Source organism: Fuerstiella sp. (genome assembly GCA_022447225.1).
GTDB lineage: Bacteria > Planctomycetota > Planctomycetia > Planctomycetales > Planctomycetaceae > S139-18.
This window is the reverse complement of record JAKVAZ010000006.1, coordinates 563,611-584,266: the sequence shown is the minus strand read 5'-3', so window position 1 is coordinate 584,266 and position 20,656 is coordinate 563,611. Positions and strand designations below refer to the sequence as shown.

Annotated in this window: 13 protein-coding genes; 5 read left to right on the top strand and 8 right to left on the bottom strand. The window is 54.1% G+C overall.

From position 1 onward, the window contains the following. The first annotated feature begins 87 nt into the window (after nucleotides 1-87). Together MK110_06740 and MK110_06735 are read left to right on the top strand one after the other, a co-directional pair. A complete protein-coding gene (locus MK110_06740; GenBank protein MCH2210981.1) occupies nucleotides 88-5,163 on the top strand; it encodes a DUF1553 domain-containing protein in 5,076 nt (1,691 codons plus the stop codon). Between the two features lie 161 nt (nucleotides 5,164-5,324). After that, complete coding sequence (locus MK110_06735; GenBank protein MCH2210980.1) at nucleotides 5,325-6,791, top strand: DUF1501 domain-containing protein; 1,467 nt, start codon at nucleotides 5,325-5,327, stop codon at nucleotides 6,789-6,791. A 311-nt stretch (nucleotides 6,792-7,102) separates the two neighbouring features. Here the strand turns inward: MK110_06735 and MK110_06730 are convergent, their stop codons facing one another. After that, entirely contained in the window at nucleotides 7,103-7,708 is a 606-nt protein-coding gene (locus tag MK110_06730; GenBank protein ID MCH2210979.1) for a CPBP family intramembrane metalloprotease, read from the bottom strand. A gap of 6 nt (nucleotides 7,709-7,714) precedes the next feature. Continuing rightward, a complete protein-coding gene (tadA, locus tag MK110_06725) occupies nucleotides 7,715-8,188 on the bottom strand; it encodes a tRNA adenosine(34) deaminase TadA (protein ID MCH2210978.1) in 474 nt (157 codons plus the stop codon). A 1,045-nt stretch (nucleotides 8,189-9,233) separates the two neighbouring features. Between tadA and MK110_06720 the strand changes: the two genes are divergently transcribed. After that, nucleotides 9,234-10,349, top strand: a complete 1,116-nt coding sequence (locus MK110_06720) for a hypothetical protein (GenBank protein MCH2210977.1) — start codon at nucleotides 9,234-9,236, stop codon at nucleotides 10,347-10,349. Nucleotides 10,350-10,733: 384 nt separating this feature from the next. Here MK110_06720 and MK110_06715 read toward each other — a convergent pair whose 3' ends face one another. Further along, nucleotides 10,734-10,946, bottom strand: a complete 213-nt coding sequence (locus tag MK110_06715) for a CDGSH iron-sulfur domain-containing protein (GenBank protein ID MCH2210976.1) — start codon at nucleotides 10,944-10,946, stop codon at nucleotides 10,734-10,736. Between the two features lie 431 nt (nucleotides 10,947-11,377). Here MK110_06715 and MK110_06710 point away from each other — a divergent pair, with 431 nt between their 5' ends. Further along, complete coding sequence (locus MK110_06710; protein ID MCH2210975.1) at nucleotides 11,378-13,021, top strand: hypothetical protein; 1,644 nt, start codon at nucleotides 11,378-11,380, stop codon at nucleotides 13,019-13,021. 217 nt (nucleotides 13,022-13,238) lie between these two features. Further along, nucleotides 13,239-14,747: a cysteine--tRNA ligase gene (gene cysS, locus MK110_06705; GenBank protein MCH2210974.1), complete on the top strand. Its 1,509-nt coding sequence runs from the start codon at nucleotides 13,239-13,241 to the stop codon at nucleotides 14,745-14,747. Between the two features lie 115 nt (nucleotides 14,748-14,862). Here the strand turns inward: cysS and MK110_06700 are convergent, their stop codons facing one another. From MK110_06700 to MK110_06680, 5 genes are all read right to left on the bottom strand, one after another. Beyond that, complete coding sequence (locus MK110_06700) at nucleotides 14,863-16,035, bottom strand: glycoside hydrolase (protein ID MCH2210973.1); 1,173 nt, start codon at nucleotides 16,033-16,035, stop codon at nucleotides 14,863-14,865. A 131-nt stretch (nucleotides 16,036-16,166) separates the two neighbouring features. Next, nucleotides 16,167-17,369, bottom strand: coding sequence for a molybdopterin-dependent oxidoreductase (locus MK110_06695; GenBank protein MCH2210972.1), 1,203 nt, complete (start codon nucleotides 17,367-17,369; stop codon nucleotides 16,167-16,169). A gap of 193 nt (nucleotides 17,370-17,562) precedes the next feature. Beyond that, nucleotides 17,563-18,555, bottom strand: coding sequence for an ROK family protein (locus MK110_06690; protein MCH2210971.1), 993 nt, complete (start codon nucleotides 18,553-18,555; stop codon nucleotides 17,563-17,565). A gap of 126 nt (nucleotides 18,556-18,681) precedes the next feature. After that, a complete protein-coding gene (locus MK110_06685) occupies nucleotides 18,682-19,290 on the bottom strand; it encodes an SIS domain-containing protein (protein MCH2210970.1) in 609 nt (202 codons plus the stop codon). A 436-nt stretch (nucleotides 19,291-19,726) separates the two neighbouring features. Beyond that, complete coding sequence (locus MK110_06680; GenBank protein ID MCH2210969.1) at nucleotides 19,727-20,620, bottom strand: alpha/beta hydrolase-fold protein; 894 nt, start codon at nucleotides 20,618-20,620, stop codon at nucleotides 19,727-19,729. Nucleotides 20,621-20,656 lie beyond the last annotated feature (36 nt).

Below are 20,656 nucleotides of genomic sequence, written 5' to 3'. Positions count from 1 at the left end.
GATACTTACGAAGTAACACTTTTCTTCGGCTGTTTGACAGATCTATCGTCTTCTGATTTCTCAATCCCTATGATAATTCCACTGACCATGCGACAACGTCACTTCGTGTTCATCGGTGTTTTCGCCGGGCTGACGTCCCTGACTGCGGCAGCGGACGACAGCGTGAGCTATTACAGACAGATTCGTCCAATTTTTCAGAATCATTGTCAGGGATGTCACCAACCGGCCAGACAAAGCGGTGAATACGTCATGACCGATTTTGTCAGGCTGCTCGCCGGTGGCGAATCGGATGTCGCCGCAATTGTCCCCGGAAAACCGGAAGAGAGTATCCTGGTGGACCTCATTACGCCCGCTGACGGAGAAGCGGCGATGCCCAAAGGAAAGACGCCACTCTCACAGCCGGATCTGGACTTGATTAACAAGTGGATCGCTGCCGGCGCAGTTGATGATACCCCTGACAACGCAAAAGAAAAGTATGACGTTGATCACCCTCCGGTTTATTCCCGACAGCCAATTGTGACGTCGTTCGATTATTCTCCGGACGGGTCGCTGCTGGCGGTCTCAGGATTTCATGAAGTTCTGATTCACAGGGCTGATGGCAGCGGGCTGGTTGGCCGGCTCATTGGTCTTTCTGCCCGTATTGAATCTGTCAGTTTTTCGCCCGACGGGAATCGTCTGGCAGTGACCGGTGGTTTGCCCGAGCGTACCGGTGAAGTTCAGGTTTGGGATGTCACGACTCAGCAATTGACTCTTTCGTTACCGTTGACTTATGACACTGTCTACGGTGTCAGTTGGTCACCGGACGGGGCGTTGATTGCCGTTGGCTGTACCGACTCAATTGTGCGTGCATTCAATTCGCGTACCGGTGAACAGGTTTTCTTCAATGGAGCCCATGGCGACTGGGTACTGGACACCGTGTTTTCCGCTGACGGTCAGCATCTCGTTTCTGTCGGTCGTGACATGACCACGAAACTTTACAATCTGTCGACGCAACGTTTTATTGACAATGTCACTTCAATTACTCCTGGTGCACTGAAGGGGGGCATCGGAGCGGTGGCTCGTCATCCACAGCGGGATGAGGTGCTGGTTGGTGGGTCTGACGGGACGCCCCGAATTTATCGGATGCATCGACAGACAAAACGCGTCATTGGCGATGATGCCAATCTCGTGCGTCGGTTTCCTCCAATGCGAGGCCGAATTCACTCCGTTGACTTTGCTGCAGACGGCGGAATGATTGTGTGCGCCAGCAGTCTGGACGGTACGGGGCAGGTGTTCGTCTATACGAGTGAATACGACAGCTCGATCAGTGACGAGTTCAAAGTGATTCTCGGTAAGCAGCCGCGGCGGTGGAACGACGAGGAACGGGAGAAGTACGAAGAGTACGTGACTGTCGGGATCGAGACGGTCATGCAGGTCGAACTTCCGACAGCGGTTTATGCGGTTAGGTTTGCCCCGGACGGGAAAACGATTGCGGCGGCCGGTGCGGATGGTGTCATTCGCTTCATCAATCCGGCGGACGGGGCAATCATGCGGGAACTTCTGCCCGTCGAAGTTGACCCTGTTGCTTCCGAATCCATGGGGATCGTCGCCGACGAGTCTGTGAAGGAACTGGATGCTCTGTCGTCGAATGAAAAACTGCCGGACGGACTTCCGCTGACCGCAATCGAAGTTTCACCCCCTGTTGCCAGATTGAATGGTCCGTGGAGTTACCAGCAACTGCTGGTAACCGGAATTCTGGAAACAGGGGATCGAGTCGATGTGACGCGCCTGTCAAAGTTCTCTTTGCCGGCAGACATTGGACAAATCACGGCGGCCGGACAGTTGTGGGCACGGAGTGACGGAGCAGCGGCCGTGCTCGTACAGACAGGCAACCACATCAAGGCCGTGCCGCTGATTGCAGAGGGGACGACGGCAAAAGAGCCGATCAGCTATGTCCACGACGTCATGCCGGTGATCTCTCGTCTCGGTTGCAACGCAGGCACCTGTCATGGAGCTAAAGACGGTAAGGAAGGCTTCAAACTGTCGCTTCGAGGCTACGATCCGATTTATGATGTTCGTGCCTGGACCGACGATCTCAAGGCACGACGTATCAATCTGGCTTCACCCGATAACAGTCTGATGCTCTTAAAGGCTATCGGAGCGGTACCACACGTTGGTGGCCAACTCACCACCCCGGGGTCCAGGTACTATCGGATCATCCGTCAATGGATTGCTGAAGGTGCCAGACTGGATCCGGATGCTGTCAGAGTGGTGGGAATTCAACTGGAGCCGCAGAACCCGGTTGTGCAAACCATTGGAGCTCGCCAGCAAATGCGGGTGATTGCCACCTATTCAGACGGAACAACCGGTGATGTGACAGCAGAGTCGTTTCTTAGCAGTGGAAACACAGACATTGCGGCCGTCAATGTTGATGGTGTCGTGACGACCTTGCGGCGGGGAGAGGCACCTGTATTGGCTCGATTTGAGGGGTCTTATGCGGCGACCACAATCACGGCCATGGGTGATCGTACCGGGTTCGAATGGAAACAGCCGGATAGCTGGGGGCCGATTGACAAACTGATCGCTGGAAAATGGCAGCGCATGAAAATCAGTCCGTCTGAGCTGTGTACCGACGCGGAGTATTTACGTCGGATATATCTGGATCTTACCGGTCTGCCGCCGACGGCGCAGCAGGTGAAAGAATTTCTCGCCGATGAACGGGAAACCCAGGTCAAACGAGGTGAACTGGTGGATCAGCTGATCGGGTCAGAGGCCTACGTGACGTACTGGACTAACAAGTGGGCGGATCTGCTGCAGGTTAACAGCAAATTCCTGGCGAAAGAGGGAGCCACGGCCTTTCGTGACTGGATACGTGAACACGTTGAACAGAACACGCCATATGATCAGTTCTGTCGCGAGATTCTGACAGCGACAGGCTCCAGCAAAGACAATCCGGCCGCATCGTATTACAAGATCCTTCGCGAGCCCGATGCACTGATGGAGAATACGACACATCTGTTTCTTGCCGTTCGGTTCAACTGCAACAAATGCCACGATCATCCGTTCGAACGCTGGACTCAGGATCAGTACTACGAAACGGCTGCCTTTTTCGCCCGCGTTGGGCTGAAGAAAGATGAACAGAGTGGCGACAAGACAATTGGTGGAACGGCGGTTGAAAATGCGAAACCTCTGTACGAGGTTGTCTTCGACAAAGAAGAAGGCGAAATCACGCATGACCGTACCGGTGATGTGACGGCTCCTGCATTTCCTTATCCCGTTGATTTTACGTCTCAGGAAGCGGCATCAAGACGGCAACAACTGGCCGGCTGGATCACGGCGCCGGATAACAGTTATTTCGTTAAGGGATATGTGAATCGTATCTGGGGCTACATGCTGGGCACCGGTTTGATCGAACCACTGGACGACGTTCGCGCCGGCAATCCACCGTCCAATCCGGAACTTCTCGATTATCTGGCAAACCGATTCGTTGAATCCGGATTCAATGTTCAGGATCTGACTCGTGAAATTGTCACCAGCCGAACTTATCAGCTGTCCATGGATACCAACGAATGGAACGAAGACGACCAACTGAACTTCTCTCACGCGAAAGCCCGACGACTGCCTGCTGAAGTTCTGTATGATTCCATTTACGCCGTGACCGGGGCGAAAATGAATATCCCCGGAGTTCCGGAGGGCACGCGGGCTGCAGCGTTGGCCGATGCGGCGACAAAACTCCCGGATGGATTTCTGGCCAACCTCGGACGACCTGTTCGGGAAAGTGCATGTGAATGCGAGCGTTCCTCTGAACTTCAGCTGGGTCCGGTCATGGCACTCATGAACGGACCGACTGTCAGCAGTGCTATCAGCGATTCGAATAATGCTATTACGAAACTGCTGGAAGAAAATGACAATGACAAACAAGTGATCAATGAAATCTTCCTTAGAATTCTGAATCGTCCGGCACGTGAGGAAGAGATTCAGGCAACGCTGGAGATCGGTGCAGATGCCGGTCAGCAGCATGAAGCACTTTTGCAGACCCTCTCGGAGTACCGAGCGAAGATAGCCGACGAACAGAAGCGTCAGGAAAAAGCCAGAGAAGAATCCATCGCTGCGGCCACGGCAGATCTGGAGAGTTTTCGAATCGCCAAAGAAGCGGAAATTCAACAGCAGCAGCAGCAGCAGATTGCGCAACTGTCAGCAGAACTGGAAGAATATGATAAAGAGTCGCTGCCGGCTGAACTCGCTGAGTTTGATTCAGGCTATATGAGATCCACTACCTGGATCCCGCTGGAAGCTGCAGAACTTGCCACAGATACGGATACCCGGTTAACAAAGCTTGCTGACGCCAGTGTCCTTGCAGACGGACACAGCACCAGTCCGGTCAAATATACGATGAAGGCCGGTGTGAATCTGAGTCGCATCACTGCGGTACGACTGGAAGTCCTGCCCCATGAATCGATTGATTCCTTCGGTCCGGGTTTCGGAGACAGCGGGAAGTTCGTGCTGACTGAAATTGCAGGACGGTGGGTACCTGCATCTGATGTGGCAAAGGCACCCACCGATCTGGTGTTTGGCAAAACAGAAGCTTCAGGCAGCCAGGATGGTTTTCCGGTCACCGATGCAGTCGACAATGTACGAAATGACAACGACAACGGATGGGCCGTGTCCGGTGTTGGGGGACAGCCTCAATCGGCAGTGTTTCACCTGAATGATCCACTTAAGTTCACGGAACCGGTGGTGTTGACGTTCGTACTGGAACAGCTGTTTAAACAACGGTCGCATGCAATAGGGCGGTTTCGTATTTCGGTCACCGATGACGCAAATCCGGATTTACGCGGCGTACCACAGGACATCGACCGGATTTTGGCCATTGTCAGTGCAGGAAGAAGCGAAGAGCAGGATCGTCGATTACGTGACTGGTTCGGGGGCAGGTCACCCGAGCGTCGCAAACGAGTACTGTCGATCGCAAAAAGTAAACGGCCGTGGCCGAAAGACCCCGGAATCATAGAGAGAGAAGAAGAACTTCAGCTGGTCAGCCAGCCTCTGGCACAGGATCAGCTGTTGTCGCGTCTTGAACGGGCAGCCCGACTGAGTCAAGAACAACTGGCTGATGGACGGAAAACAATGGTGCAGGACCTTGCCTGGGCCCTGGTAAACAGTCCGTCATTTTTATTCAATCGATGATTAATTCCCGTAGAATGGGTATCCTGTCAGCAGCAGTTGCCTGCTGACACGTGATCAATTCACATTTATTCCCATGCGCGGCCGAAATCTGATATTATTAAGAAGACCTTCGATCTTCTGCCTGTCCTGTTTGTCGTCGACGTTTTGTACAGGAACTAACTATGCTGATTCGTATTCCAGGCCAGCCGGGTAAAGACCTGTGTGACTCCAGTTTGGGTGTAACTCGCCGTGACGTTCTGCGAGTCGGTGGCAGCAGCATGCTGGGATTGTCTTTGGGTGGTCTGCTTCAGGCGCAGTCTGTCCAGGCCAATGAGTCTGCCGGTGGAGGCTGGGGAAAAGCAAAAAGCGTGATTCTCTGCTATCTGCAGGGAGGGCCCAGCCATCTTGATTTGTGGGATCCCAAAGAAGGGACTCCTGACAACGTGAAATCGATATTTAAACCTATCGATACAAAACTGCCTGGTGTTCAGTTTACGGAGTTGCTTCCCCGACTTGCTCAGGTGGTGGACAAAGCAACCCTGATTCGGGCTATGGCGTACACGCCGAATGGTCTGTTCAACCACACCGCTGCCATTTATCAGATGATGACCGGTTATACGACCGACAAAGTCAGTCCCTCAGGCCAGTTGGAGCCACCGAGTCCCAAAGACTTTCCAAACTTTGGTTCGAATATCATTCGACTGAAGCCTCCAGTGGACCCCATGCTGCCGTTTGTGATGCTGCCGCGACCGCTGCAGGAAAGCAATGTGGTTGGCAAGGCCGGTACTGCCGGGTTCCTCGGAAAAGCTTACGATCCATACTATCTGTATCCGGTCGGTGACGACATGGACATGAAGAAGATGGATCGCATCAATGTGTCTGATCTGGAAATGCGTGCCGATGTTTACGGCGGTCGCATGAAGCGTCGAGCTCGATTACGTGACGTGATCAACAAAGGAATGCCGGCGGTCGAGAATGCCGTGAAGGATTACAAACTCAACCAGTACTACGAGCAGGCGTTGTCTTTGATTTCATCCGGAAGAGCCCGGGACGCATTTGCAATCGAACAGGAATCACGCGAACTGCGTGATCAGTACGGCCGTAATACATTCGGTCAGTCTCTCCTGCTTGCTCGACGTTTGGTTGAAGCAGGAACCCGAGTGGTTGAAGTGGTCTGGCCCAAGGTGGCTAACAGCGATAATCATTCATGGGATGTCCACACCGGATTGTCCAAACGAATGAAGACTCAGTCCGCTCCGATGCTTGACGGCGGGCTGTCTACACTCCTGACTGACCTGGACGAACGCGGATTGCTGGATGAAACCCTGGTGATTGCCGTGGGTGAATTTGGTCGTTCTCCTCAGCGCGGTGTCAGCACTTCAGGAAATGTCAATTCTGATGACGGCCGGGATCACTGGCCGTACTGTTACACGGCTCTGGTAGCCGGTGCCGGGATTAAGCGTGGATATGTACACGGCAAGAGTGACCAGACGGCATCCGCCCCTCTGGAAGATCCGGTCCATCCAGGAGAGCTGTTGGCAACAATCTACGAAAGCTTTGGCATCGCACCCGATACGATCGTCCACAACCACCTGAATCAGCCTCGAGAGCTGGTCAAGGCGGAAGCGGTCTCGGCGCTGTTTGCTTAGGGGACCGACTGATGACGGACATCGCCTCCGTGGGTGATGGTGGCGTGACCTGAAGCGACAAAACTGTGGTTGTGTCAAGACGGGTTGCAATTCCGGGTCTGCTGTCCACATTGCTGTGTGCTGAGTCAGTGGGTCTTATTCAGGCGGAACAGACTCCTTTTCTGCGAACAGAATGAGCATCCGGCAGTTCAGGTGCCGGGCCCGTCTTTGTGTCAGATGGAAATGACGGGAACGACGTCGTTCCGGACAGCCACCGGCGAAACTTGACCGCCCTGTCTACTGTATTCGGTAAACACGATTCCGACGCTGCTCTATGACAGTGTGACATGCCGGCGAAATTCATGTACCACAAACAGAAATACCACGAAGTCGTAACCGGCGTGGGCCGTGATCGGAATCAACAGATTCGGCGAGGGATCCACGGCAACCAGCGCGGTGAGATAGAGTCCGGCGATTGCGGCGAGGAACGCGTAAAGAGGTGTCACCAGATGAGCAAGTCCGAAAGCCATATTGCAGATCAGAATTGCCAGACCCTGATTAAACTGTCGCACATACCCATACACGAATCCTCGAAACAGCACTTCTTCGCACACCCCTGCCAGGACCGCAAGCAGCAACAGGTCAATGATCCTGCATCCGGACAGGAAGGGGCCTAATGTGTCTCGCAGGAATTCACGGATCCCGCGAATTCCGGACCCCGGCAGCAGCAGCATGGCTATGAGTACGAACAGCATTGGCAAGGTTGACAGCAGTCCATAGCCCAGATCGATCCAGTTCCAGTACAGATCCTCTGTCGGGTGGAATTCCATCAGCCAGCCGAGAAAAAACGCAGCCAGGAGCATCAACCCTTCAGTGACACCTGCTCCGACCAGGAACTGGCTGTGTGTGATTTTTGATGGCGGACGAATTTCGGTCATGCCTGTTTATTTCTTCCCCAATGTCCGCTGTTCCCGGAAAAACTGCTGCAGGATCGCCCGGCAGTCTTCCTGCATCACTCCACCCAGCACGGCGGCCTGATGATTCATACGGCTATCTCCGGTGATGTTAAACAGCGAGTTGCATGCTCCTGCTTTGGGATCACTGGTGCCATAGACCACACAGGGAAGTCGAGCCTGCACAATAGCTCCGGCACACATGGGGCAGGGTTCAAGAGTGACATACAGTGTACATTGCAGCAATCTCCATGACCCCAAAGCATCAGCTGCCTGGGTGATTGCAATCATTTCTGCATGAGCCGTCGGATCGTTGAGTGTTTCACGCTGATTGTGGGCCGCAGCAATGATTTGATTTTCGTATGTAATAACCGCCCCCACCGGGACTTCTTCGGAGTTGTATGCAGCTACGGCCTGGTCGAGTGCGCGTTTCATCCAGTGGTCATGCGGATGAAGAGGGTCCATTATCGGAAATTCCGGCATGTGTCTGATTTTGTTCAGGTCAGTAAGGTGAACCTCTGTGGAATGATAAGGACTGCATTGTAATCTTTTCACCGTCCGAAGATTGTAGAATATGCAATTGAGCTATTACGTAGCGTTCCGGTTCGGTGACGAAAAAAAAAAACAGGAAAGGCGGCTGGACAGAAAATTTTCAGTCTTCCTGCGTGTTTTTGTCCCCGTCCCCGACCTGCGTGGTCCTGGATCAACTGGTTTTGGCATCAGTGTTGCTTAAGGATTCTTTCGAGAGAGACTGACCTGGAGTTGAGATCCCGGGTCGCGCTGATGTGAGATGTCGGCGCCGCCGCTTACAGGTGCGGCAAACTGAGAGAGACGGTGGCCCGCGTGAGAAACGGGCCTGTCTGTTAATGTGAGGTTGGCAGCCTGAGAAACTGTGCAACCTCGGCGAATGAGAAAGAGGCTGATCGGATCTTAAGAATCCGATCAGCCTTTTTTCGTGCGGTGGCTATGTGATCGGAAGGAGATACGCTGCAGTGTTTCCCGATGGAGCAGAAGATCCATGCTGTGATATTTCCTGTGTCGATGCAGAGCAGGCTGATGCGCGGAGCAAATTGATCCAGGCACGGACGGCAGAATCTGCCGGTTTGTACACCGTTCGTGAAGCTGCGAATGGTCGGATTCGTACGAAAAAAGAAGTTTGGCTTAAGTGCGTTCAAACGGCCTTGACGCAATTCAACAGGATCCGATACATCACCCCTGCACGGGGTACACATCTCGGCAAATTCAGCCACATGCCACGTGTTTACGCTTGTTTACTCCATTTCTCGCGTTTGCGGCCAACCTTTCGGCATATCTTCTTCGGCTTACCTCTAAAACCATTCAACCTTCAAACCATCTCACCGGATTCGAAATTCCCAGCTCATGTTCGCGGATGAACATGAGTAACTGACGGGGATCATTCGCTTCGGTAGTCCCTCCTGTCTCTCGACACAGTCAACACCTGCGCTGGCTGCTGCGCGAGAAGAAAAGTCCTTTCAGGGAAGAAAACGCTATGTTTCCCAGCCAGATGTTCCGTGCTGCTCTCATTACGGCTGTCGTCCTGAGTATGTCAGCGGCAAACGCCCAGTATTTCGGAGATGGCTGTTCCGACTGCGGCGTGGGTGCCCCGCCGGTTGCTTCATGTGTTCCGATTCAGCCTGTACAGACGACCTGTTATCAGCAGGTGCCGGTCACCACATTTCGTCGCGAAAAGCAGACTGTTCGCGAGCCGTATTACCGAACGACGTATGAAGACCGCGAAGTGACGGCGATGAGGCCGGTGACGACTCAACGTGAAATCGAGATTCCTACGCTGTCGTATCAGAATGTTACTGAGCACCGTACGGTAACGCGTGACATGGGACGCTGGATTACTCGCTACACGCCAACTCAAAAAATGTCTCCCTGCCAGGTGGATGCACGGCCGGGAGTGATTGGCTGGCTTAATCGTACCGGCTACGCGTTTCGATCTTCATTTACACCCAAATACTACACGTCTCGCCAGTATGTGCCCAAAATGATGGCCTGCACGGTTCCGGTAACCAGGCAGGTGGCTGTTCGTGGAACGCGTCGAGTGTCCGTCAATGAAACTAAAATGGTGGCTCACAAAACAACAGAACGTGTGGCTGTTCAAAAGCTGGAGTATCGCAACCGCGTCGTTACGGTTATGAGACCTCAGACAGCCTACCGAACAGTTCCCATCGGCAGTCGACTGGCTTACGGGTACGGCGGCTACGCACCGGGTAGTGCGGTGGCGTTCGCGCCGATCATCGAAGACAGCCGAACGGCACAAAATCCCGAACCCGATCCCAGTTTTCAGCGTTCTGCCAGTCGGGACAATGATGAAAAAGCACCGTTTGCTGATGACGGAGAGGGTGTTGATCATGACGGACATTATCACCGTTCCAGTAAATCACGGGAAATGGTCCCACTGGACACGATTGAGAATTTCGACGGCGGTGTCTCCAGCGATCCAAAGAAAATGGTTCTTCCCGCCGGAGATTCCCCACTGACAACCGCTAAATCCGGTGGCTGGTCACGTACTTCGTTACGGACAGCCAAAAGAAGTTCATCCAGGACAGGCAGGGATGATTCTCACGTAACATTGACGCAGCGTTCAGGTAATTGAGATAGGGGGCGGTCGTGTAACGATCGACCTGTTGAGACAATCCTCCCCTCCCCTCACTCACGTCTCTTCTCCCCCCCTTCCCTCTCCCTCAACTGCCTGATGAAGCGTCATCCTCGCGGCACCGGTATCACACCGGTGCCCTTTTTTTTGGGGGGCTGCATCGCACCATTAGTAACACGTGGTACGGTTTTTGACGTCAGATGAGTAAGGCCGGGTGTCCGGCAAAGTGAGTGTGTAGAGAGACACTGTAAACGTGGAAGCACCTGTCAAGTTTGGACAGAGAATGTCTCAGAAGGGCAGGTTCCTGTTTATCGCGCCATGCAAACCAAAATACACAGTACCGCCGGTGAATTTCGGTCGCACAATGCGTGAACACGATTTACTTTATTTGTCTGTTACCCGATCCACTGCTTCGAAGTTGCATTCGCGGTGAAATCCGTCACAGAACGGACGGTTTTTGCTTGCGCCGCAGCGACAAAGTGCGATCGTTTCTTTACCACCTGTGTCGAACGCACTTCCCTCAGCGTCTTCAACGACGCCGAAACCGGTTAGCAGCAGGGGACCATTGTCTCGCACCGTAACTTTTGTGTTTGTCATCTAAATATTCCTGAGTCACATCATGGAAACAAATCGTGGTGTTGTGTCAGTGACATGCGTGCGATACGCCCTCACTGGCGGACGTATGCTGTCCGGACATATTCAGAGCGGCATAAGCACTGCAACGTCACTCTGATTCATATTGTAGTTTAATGGATGCGAAGTCGCAGTTTTAGCGTGCACACCAAATCCGCAACCGGTTGAATTTACCGATTAACGTTTTAGGACGTCAGCATCGCGGAGGTTTGGGTAATTTATGATTTGTATAATCGATGCTGACGTCACCAGTGACAGATTCCGATCAAGTCGCTGATTTTTTGCCTCCGATACAGATTACGTCTGAATAGATTGAAGCTGGCTTTGACGAGCTGGACGTATTGATGGCTGCACGGCCGTTTAGACGTCCGGGTACGACACGAAGGAACGTCGGGATGAAACTGTACAGGATCACTTCCGCAGCGACGGTCTCGGTTTTGGCCGGGTTGATGGCGGTCAATACTGTGGCTGCAGACCCGGGGCTTACCAGGTTGACCAATTCAACGAGATTTCGGATACCCTTCGTTGTCGATTTTGACAGTGACGGAACGAATGAATGGTCTGCTGTGTTGTTTGGTTCCAGAGACGGCGGACCTATGCGGCAATTGCAGCGTGTTCCTCTGTCTTCAGGCGGTTTTGAATTTTCCGCTCCAACTGACGGTGCATGGCAGTTCGCCATTCGTATGACAGATCCGGCCGGGAAGATGGACGAATCTCCCGGGCCGCTGACACCGGAGATCCAGGTGGTGGTTGACACGACGGCTCCAACTCTTAACCTGGATCTCAGCGATGCCGGCAACGGCAGCGTCGAAGTACGCTGGACCAGCAGCGATGATATTGTTCCTGAAACACTGGCGATTGAATACGCGGAAGGGCCGGAAGGACGCTGGAAGATGCTTGACGTTCCTCCGTCTGCTTCCGGTCTCACAACGATTCAGTCGCGATCCGGAAGTTCAATGGCTGTTCGGGCGCAACTGTCGGATCAGGCGGGTAATACCGGGACGGCCAGTCGCGAAATTGTGCTGGCTGCAGCCCCGGCTGTGTCTCGTTCAGTTGTGCCGTCTGCAGACGGTACGAGTCGGCAGGACGGATCCGGCTTGACACCGTCGGAAATCGGAATCCCTGTAGGACCATCGCCCTTCCGGCAGCAGGGACAGCGTCCGACGCTGCCTGTTTACGGACAGCCGCTGCAGATGCCCTCCGGTGAGGGTGGTCTGCCGCCCACGATGATTCCTTCACAGCAGCCAGCCCCCGCCAACCCTGGTGGTTCACGTCGGTCGGTGCTGCGTTCACCGTTTCCGGTACAGAGCATCGCGGACACTCAGGCACCGGTCATGAATTCGTCGGGTCAGCCGTGGCAGATGACCGGGCACCAGTCTGTCTCGACCAATCCGACGTTGGCCAGGCCGATGTCACAGCTGGTTTCAGACACTGTATTCAATGTTACCTACAGTCTGGAAGATGTAGGACCCTCCGGAGTGAGTGCTGTCGAATTGTTTGTGACTGAAGATAACGGTCAGCAGTGGTTTCGGTATGGTAATGACCTCGATATGCAGAGTCCCATGCAGGTGGACGTTCAGGGGGAAGGGACGTTTGGTTTTGCGATTCGTGTTCGAAACGGAGTCGGTTTTGTTGATCCACCTCCGCAGCCTGGTGACCGACCTGAAATTGTGGTTACAGTGGATCAGACGGCTCCCGGTGTGGAATTTGGTGAGCCTCAGGTTCTCGCCAGCGGAACGGCATCCCTTAATCTGACATGGCGAGTGTTTGACACTCAGGCGACGGTCGTGCGACTGGAGTGGGCCACGTCACTGGCCGGTCCGTGGGTACCTGTCTTTGACTGGCAGGCTGATCGTGGTCGTTATGAATGGCCGGTGAGTCCCAATATGCCGCACAGTATGCATTTCCGGCTGCTCGCGAGAGATATCGCCGGAAACATTGGCTATGCGCAGACATCTCAACCGGTCTTAATTGATCTGCAGCGTCCAAAGGCCCGCGTGCTGGGTGTTGAAAAGGTCGGGCAGACTATCGGTTACTGATTTCTGAATCCCTCGGCAGCCACTCTCAAGGTGGCTGTCTGACTCGCAGCTGCCGGTGGACAGTTCGTGTGGTTCCGCCTGACGAACATTCGGCAATCAACTAAACTGCTGCAGCACAGATTCTGTCTCTTTGACCGGCGTTTCCTTGACGCAAATTTCCTGCTGCCGGCAATCACCGCCGGTGTTCCGTTTTGATCTTTTGACCTGAGGGATGTCAATGGGCATTCGATTCTACAATACGTTGACAAACTCTGTGGAATCCTTTGAGCCGGTCGACAGTGAATGCGTCCGTATGTACAGCTGCGGGCCGACTGTTTACGACTTTGCTCACATCGGGAATTTTCGGTCATTCCTCTTTGCCGACCTGATTCGTCGCACATTGGAGTTCTTTGGACACAACGTTCACCAGGTGATGAATATTACTGACGTCGGTCACATGACCGATGATGCTGTGGCTGACGGCGCGGGTGAAGACAAAATGGAAGCCGCTGCCAAACGAATCAAAGAAGACAAGAAGTCAGGCAAAGTTCCCGAAGGTGCTGTCGAAAATCCTGATGATCCTTATCAAATTGCAAACTTCTACACCAATGCGTTTTTGGAAGATGCGCGGCAGCTTGGAATGAAGGTCGCTTTTGAATACGACGACAATATTCTGCACGCAACTCAAAATATCGATGTAATGCAGGAGATGATCAGTCAGTTGATTGACCGGGATCATGCCTACGTCGGACCGGACGGCGTGGTTTACTACAGTGTGGAAAGCTTCAGTGATTACGGGAAGCTGAGCGGAAACACCCTGGATCAGCTGCAGACGGGGGCCGGTGGTCGAATTCGTGATACCGATCAGGCCGGTAAGCGACACCCGGCTGACTTCATGTTGTGGAAAGCCGACTCCTCTCACATTATGAAGTGGGATTCGCCGTGGGGAACCGGCTACCCCGGGTGGCATATCGAGTGTTCATGTATGGCCCGCAAACGCCTCGGCAGAGATGTGATTGATATTCACACGGGGGGTGAAGATCTCATCTTTCCGCATCATGAATGTGAAATTGCTCAGTCCCGTGGTGCAACAGGCGCTGATTCGTTCGCTCGATTCTGGATGCACGCTCGTTTTCTCATGGTTGAAGGTGAGAAAATGTCCAAAAGTACCGGCAATTTCTGGACCGTTCGGGATGTCCTGGAAGGACGTGCGACCGGTAATGACGTCCATCCGGCAGTCCTGCGTCTGGAACTCATCAAGTCACACTACCGATCGAATATGAACTTCACAAAGAAGGGACTGCAGGATTCGGCCGGTGTGGTAAAGCGACTGCATGAGCTGAGATCACGTCTGGAATCGCAGACATCCGAATCCGCCGTCGTTGACGCATCACATCCGATACTGCAGGCCTTCGGTCAGTCTCTTGCAGACGACGTGAATGTTGCTGGTGCGCTGGGAGCTGTACTGCCCTGGGCGTCCGGTGATCATCCGGATGCGGCTGAATCTTTGGGAGTACTTGATCGCATCAATTCGGTCCTGGCGGTGGCTCCGTTGGGTGTTGCCGGCAGCGAACAGACCGAGTCCGACGGCCAGCCCGATGTGATCTCACTGTGTGCGATGATGGATGAAGCACGTGCTTCAAAAGACTGGCCCAGGTCGGACGAAATTCGTGCACAGCTTGAACAGGCCGGATATGACGTAAAAACCACGCCGGCCGGTACCGTGGCAGAAAAGAAACTGGCCTGATCCTGCAGTCACTGTGCTCCGGGCCGTTTGCCGTTCCGTTACCGTACGCACTGTCAGCACACTGCATTTAATCGATCGAATGAACTGTCGGTCTTTCAGAAGAACGTGTCAGATGTCACTGGAGTTGCCATCTGGCCATTTGCAATTGAGCCATTCTGCTGTCAGGTAACACCTCGTACCAGACAGTGACCAGCCGGCCAGGGGAGATTTCCACCGTGGACGGGTATCCCAGGTCGCGGGTCGAACCGTCGCCGTGAAGCATTACAGGATCTGACCAGGTGATCCCGTTGTCATCACTCACTCGGGCCTGAGTTCCAAAGGGAGGTCGGCGATGACCATACGTCATCAGCAGTCGATCATCAGTCAGACGCAGCAGATGAGACGGTAAACCCCAGACCCCAATTGAATACGGTTCAGCCCACGTTTTTCCGCCGTCCATCGAGTGCGTCTGAAGAGTTTCCAGGTTGTTGGCGGAATTGTGATTTCTGATATGCACAATCCAGCGTCCGTCAACGGCTTCAACAGCATGCAGTTCATGGTATTCATGCGGATCGTCGCCTGCCCGGGCCGGCAGTTCTGCATGCAGATTCCAGGTTTTACCATCATCTTCTGAAATCCACACACCCACTCGCTGCGTTTGGCTCAACAAATCGGCGCCTGCGTACATCAGTCGACCGTCGCTGAGACTGACGGGACCATGGGGACTGTTTGCCGGAACCCTCCAGGCCGGAGACCAGGATGTGCCTCCGTCTTCCGAACGCAGCATCCAGCAGCCCAAATGGGTTGCGTGCCGTCCGTCCGGCAGTCGGTGCCACGCGGCCTGCCATCGGGCAAACTGCCCGGAGGACATCGTCGGGTTTTCAGATCCCACAGTTTTTAACGCCTGACGGTACGACGCTTCAAACGCCAGAGATGTGAAGGTCGTGACCAGCAGAGTCCCTTTGGCCGTTTCCACGATCCCTGCATCACGATCATCGATCGGACCGTCGAGAATCGTACGAGCGTAGCTCCAGGTTGCTCCGTCATCGTACGATCGAATCAGCTCGATTCGCCCAAACGGGCAGACGTGAGATTCCCGCCCGCCGGAACACACCACCAGCAGTTCTCCATTGCGGCGACGGATGAGGGTGGGCCAGCCGTGATAGCGGTCCGACTGTTCACTGATGGTTCGAATCTCATGGATCGTGAACGCCTGTTCGGAACCGGCCGCACCGATCACACCATTCACTCCTGCCATCATGCCGGCTGCCGATGCCGATAACATTGTGCGTCGGGTCAAAACTGACATGGAATGTCTCCAGACAATCGGAAAACTGAGGAATAGACAAACGGACTTTTACACCGGAACAAACCTGCCGGCGAGATTCAGGCATGACAGTGGCCAATAGCCGAGCTGTTCACTGAGCACGCGTTGTCAGCTTACGTACCAACCTGAACCGGCAAACGGTACCACGCGTTGTAGAGATAGCCTTTCAGATTCCAGTCGACTGTTGCCGGCTGCACGGCACCGGTGGAATCCACGGCTCGTACAATCAATTGTCTGGTCATGGAGTTCAATGACACGGTGGCTTCCCAAAGTCGCCAGCAGAATTCGCGGGCAGGAGACATCAGTGCCGCCCGATGCCAGTGGTGTCCGCCATCGGTGGAAATCTCAACTCGACGGATCGTCCGCCCCGATTCCCCCGGAGGAAGTGCGTAACCCCGTACGGTCAATTGACCGCCGGCCAGCTGTGCCGGCGCACCTGGCAGACAGATTGCGGAATTAATCGGGAATGAATAAACAGGCGTGGCAGCTGATAACTCATCCGGATCACCATTCACAACCAGTTTGTAAGCGTTGGCAACGTAATGATTCTCCGAAGGCCGGTCGCTGACCACAATTCGACCAAGCCATTTGACGCTGCGAGCACCCACATAACCAGGTACCACTGTGCGTACGGGATATCCATGGTCCGCCGGCAGTGGAACACCGTTCATGTTTGTCGCCAGTAATGTACTGTTTCCGTCCCTGGTCTTCTCCAGGGCTTTCGCTATGGGGATGGAGGCTCCGAACGGAAATGTACGACCTTTTTTCTCAATTCGGTCAATACTCTCGAACCACACATGCTTTGCCCCGGTTTTCAATCCGGCCATCCGTAACACATCGGCCAGCCGCACGCCGCCCCAGCGGGCATTTCCGATCGGACCGGCATTCCACTGTACTCCGCCTGTTGGTCTCACCAGACTGTGTTCACTCCGTCGATTCCCCGCACAAGTCAGTGTCGCAGTCACCTCGGCAGCGGGGATGCGGCCTGCCAGTTCATCCATCGACAGACTCAATTCCTGATCGACCATGCCTTCAACCTTCAGCCGAAAGGTCTCCCGGTTCACCTCCGGAACCGGTGCATGACTGCGAACGTAAAAATGTTTGACCGGAGTGTTCCACGATTCCACCAAATCGTTCAGCTCCGGTTCCGCGTTCAAAGGTGACCGGCTGTGGACCCGCAACTGTTTTTCTGAGGTGAGTTGTTCAGATGTGAAACCTGGTTCGCGGCTGATTAATCCTGCGGCAGCACCGACTGAGGCAGCCTGGATCCACTGCCGGCGACTTAGATGTTCCTGGAAGAAAAAGGGAAACTGCATAACCGGACTCCGTCGCACAATACGTGCGCCTAAGTTGATTCAAACAAATTGTTCCGAGGAGGAATGAAACCGGATGGTCTGTTGAGGACACAGAATAACGGTTTGTCACATACTGTTCATCCGGTAATTCCTGATGTGGCTGGCTTCATGGAATTTGGAGCCACAGATCGTCTGTGAATCCCATTGCCGTGCATCAGCATTCGGAACCGGCGGCAAGTGCCACTGCTCCGTGTACCACCACTTCTTCGCCCAGAGTCGGAGCAGCCAGCTGCCAGGCACCTTGGATGGGCGGAAACAGATATTGAGAAACGGCCTCCCGCAACGGAGCATAGAACAGGGCTTCACCCATGAGTGAAACTCCGCCCCCGACCACCACAATATCCGGGTCGATCAGGGCCATCACCTGAGCAATTCCCCAGCCGAGTACATCCGTGGCGGTGGCGAGGATTGATCGAGCGCCCGTATTTCCGGCTTCCGCCGCCTGAGCAATCATTAGCGCCGTCAGGGCGTCTGTATTTCCTGCGCAGCGTTTCAACAGGTCTGCTTTGTCTTCGGTCGCAAGCCGGGGGAGACCGCCTGCCAAAAGCCGATCGTGGATGCCATCAGAAGGACCTCGCAGACACGCGCGGGCAGTCGCAGCGATACCCGGACCACTGGCAATGGATTCGATGGTGGCATCAGCAGCTTTGGCATGCAGGCCAGGTCGCAAATGCCCGATTTCTGCTGCTGCCGGTCGATCTGTACCGTGGATGTGTCCGTTGATGATCAGTCCTCCTCCGACACCCGTTCCGACCGTGATATAGTACACCGTGCGGAAGTTGCGGCCGGCACCGTATTTGGCTTCAGCCAGTGCTCCGCAGTCACAGTCATTTCCCAGTAATGCCGGGAGGTGAAGCTCGTCCCGGAACCAGTCCACAAACGGAAAACCGGTCCAGCCTTCAATCTGGTGGCTGGTGGTCACACGTCCGTTTGCTCCATCGACCGGACCCCCGAAACCAATGCCCACGCATTCGATTTCAAACTTCCGGGTCAGTTGTGTGACGCATTCCTGAATCTGATGCAGAATTCCCTGAGCACCATTCTCTGCGATCACGTCACGACGCAGCAAAGTCTCGAACTTTGCCTGATTACCACGTCCGACACCCAGCTGTAGCTTGGTACCGCCAATTTCAATTCCAAGGATCATTGCGTCAGATGCAACTGTTATCAGGTGTCAGTGTCGTCAGGTGTCAGTATCCGCATCGGGAGTTTGCAGGTGCAGCGGAAAAGTCACTGGTGTCAGGCTGCGGTCACCGGTCCCCGCAGCAGATGTTCAGCCCGCGTAACGACCTTCACGGTTAATTCTGGCAAATACGTCGTTGAGCACCCAGTGGAACAGACACAGGTGAATGCTTTCCACCATTCCCATGTCGTCGAGGGCGACATGCAGACCGTCCTGCTGCATGTCTTTTAGTTTTCCTCCACTGTAGCCGGTCAGACCAAACGTCTTCAATTCATGTCGATTGGCCCAGTCAACGGCGTTCAGTACGTTCCGGCTGTTGCCTGATCCGCTGATTGCCAGCAGCACGTCTCCCGGCTGACCGTAATTCATCAGCTGCTGTACAAAAATCTGGTCATACGCGAGGTCGTTCCCGACAGCCATCAGCCAGCCGGCGTTGTCTGTCAGGCTGAGTACTTTGAGTCTTTTTTTCGACTCATCATTGAGATCGGTTTCGTGAAGGGTGCTCTTGCCGAGATCTTCGGCCATGTGACTGGCCGTGGTCCCGGATCCGCCATTACCGATGATGTACACAAAATTCCCGGACTGCCACGCCTCATAGATCGCATCGGACCAGCGTTGCATGTCGGACCGATCGATGCGGTCCAGTTCCTCGTTCAGTCGCGTCATGTAGTTGTTGGTATCAAGCGACGCACCCAGCATGTTGTTTTTTCCTGCAGATTGAGATTATGAATGGAGCATCACCCTCCGGACATGCCACAGTTTCTCTGAAGCGGGCACTGGTTCAAGCATTCCCGGGTCCCTGGGAAATATTCTATGAATCGGTGTGACTTTCCTGACTGGCGGCGGACTGTGTCATCAGCAGTTTGCCGGAGCAGCGATACCTGCCAGTGACTCATCATAGAATTCACGTACTGTACGCGAACGTTGGCGGTTTGCGGTGCAGAGACCTGCTGTGGTTATCTCCGTGTCTCAACAGTCACATCCCCGTCCGGAGATTCCTGCTGTCCATCATCAGCTGAATTCGAATTACAGATGCGACGGCAGGGGCCGGATATAAGGACAATCGCGACGGCAACGGCGGATCGGCCCGGCTTGTTACAAAGTCGGGCTGTCGTCTGTGAACCGCGTCGCTCATTTATCTTTTATCGCGCCACAGCCACCGCAGAGAATCGGGAAGAATTGCACCGCCATGGATACCGTTATGAGCGCCTTCACCGTATTCAAACCGGTAATCATAGTCGGCATAGTCCAGTGCCGACGCCATTTGCTGATTCGCCAGCGGCCAGTTCCCGTGAGCATTGTTGAGGTCTTCTGAACCGCCCTGAAGGAACACGCGAATCGGGCGCCGAGCCGACTTGCGAATCAATGCCGGATAGACATGTCCACCCCGAATATTTACGAAACTACCCACATGGCTCAGCACTTTACGGAACGCGTCCGGACGCTGCCAGGCTGCGGTCCACGCACAAATTCCGCCGGAACTGATTCCACAAATTGCCCGCTGGTCGGGGTCATCGGTCAATTGATACTGTTGACCAACTTCCGGCAGAATTTCCTCCAGCAGAAACTGAGCATACAGAGCCGACATTGAGTCGTATTCGAAGTCTCGATTTGCCGCGCGGGGACGCCAGCCGGCTTTCTGCGGTAATGTTTCCGTTTTGTGCCCGGGATCGATAAAGATACCGATGATAACCGGCAGTTCACCGGCATGAATCAGATTATCGAATACGACCGGAGTTCGGAACCAGCCGTCCTTATCTACGTAAGCATGACCATCCTGAAAGACCATCACGGCCGCCGGCTTGGAAGCATCATACTGGCTGGGAACGTAGACCCAGTAGCGGCGAATGGTTTCCTGAAAGACTTTACTTTTCCAGGTGTATTCGGTGAGTTCCCCTTTGGGAACATTGTCCTGCGGCAGCGACTCCTTTCCCAGACGGTAAATTTCGTCGCCCGCTCGCGCGAATGAAACAACCGTCAGTAAAACAAACAGAAAATAAATAACCGATCGTAATTCAAACCGTTTCATGTTGGTCCTCAGAAAAATAATACGGCTGTGCCGGGA

What these genes read in the sequence shown, in the direction of transcription:
- MK110_06730 (MCH2210979.1), bottom strand. Translation starts at nt 7,708, where the DNA reads ATGACCGAAATTCGTCCGCCATCAAAAATCACACACAGCCAGTTCCTG.
- MK110_06700 (MCH2210973.1), bottom strand. Translation starts at nt 16,035, where the DNA reads ATGTCAGTTTTGACCCGACGCACAATGTTATCGGCATCGGCAGCCGGC.
- MK110_06690 (MCH2210971.1), bottom strand. Translation starts at nt 18,555, where the DNA reads ATGATCCTTGGAATTGAAATTGGCGGTACCAAGCTACAGCTGGGTGTC.
- MK110_06710 (MCH2210975.1), top strand. Translation starts at nt 11,378, where the DNA reads ATGAAACTGTACAGGATCACTTCCGCAGCGACGGTCTCGGTTTTGGCC.
- MK110_06740 (MCH2210981.1), top strand. Translation starts at nt 88, where the DNA reads ATGCGACAACGTCACTTCGTGTTCATCGGTGTTTTCGCCGGGCTGACG.
- MK110_06680 (MCH2210969.1), bottom strand. Translation starts at nt 20,620, where the DNA reads ATGAAACGGTTTGAATTACGATCGGTTATTTATTTTCTGTTTGTTTTA.
- cysS (MCH2210974.1), top strand. Translation starts at nt 13,239, where the DNA reads ATGGGCATTCGATTCTACAATACGTTGACAAACTCTGTGGAATCCTTT.
- MK110_06685 (MCH2210970.1), bottom strand. Translation starts at nt 19,290, where the DNA reads ATGCTGGGTGCGTCGCTTGATACCAACAACTACATGACGCGACTGAAC.
- tadA (MCH2210978.1), bottom strand. Translation starts at nt 8,188, where the DNA reads ATGGACCCTCTTCATCCGCATGACCACTGGATGAAACGCGCACTCGAC.
- MK110_06720 (MCH2210977.1), top strand. Translation starts at nt 9,234, where the DNA reads ATGTTTCCCAGCCAGATGTTCCGTGCTGCTCTCATTACGGCTGTCGTC.
- MK110_06715 (MCH2210976.1), bottom strand. Translation starts at nt 10,946, where the DNA reads ATGACAAACACAAAAGTTACGGTGCGAGACAATGGTCCCCTGCTGCTA.
- MK110_06695 (MCH2210972.1), bottom strand. Translation starts at nt 17,369, where the DNA reads ATGCAGTTTCCCTTTTTCTTCCAGGAACATCTAAGTCGCCGGCAGTGG.
- MK110_06735 (MCH2210980.1), top strand. Translation starts at nt 5,325, where the DNA reads ATGCTGATTCGTATTCCAGGCCAGCCGGGTAAAGACCTGTGTGACTCC.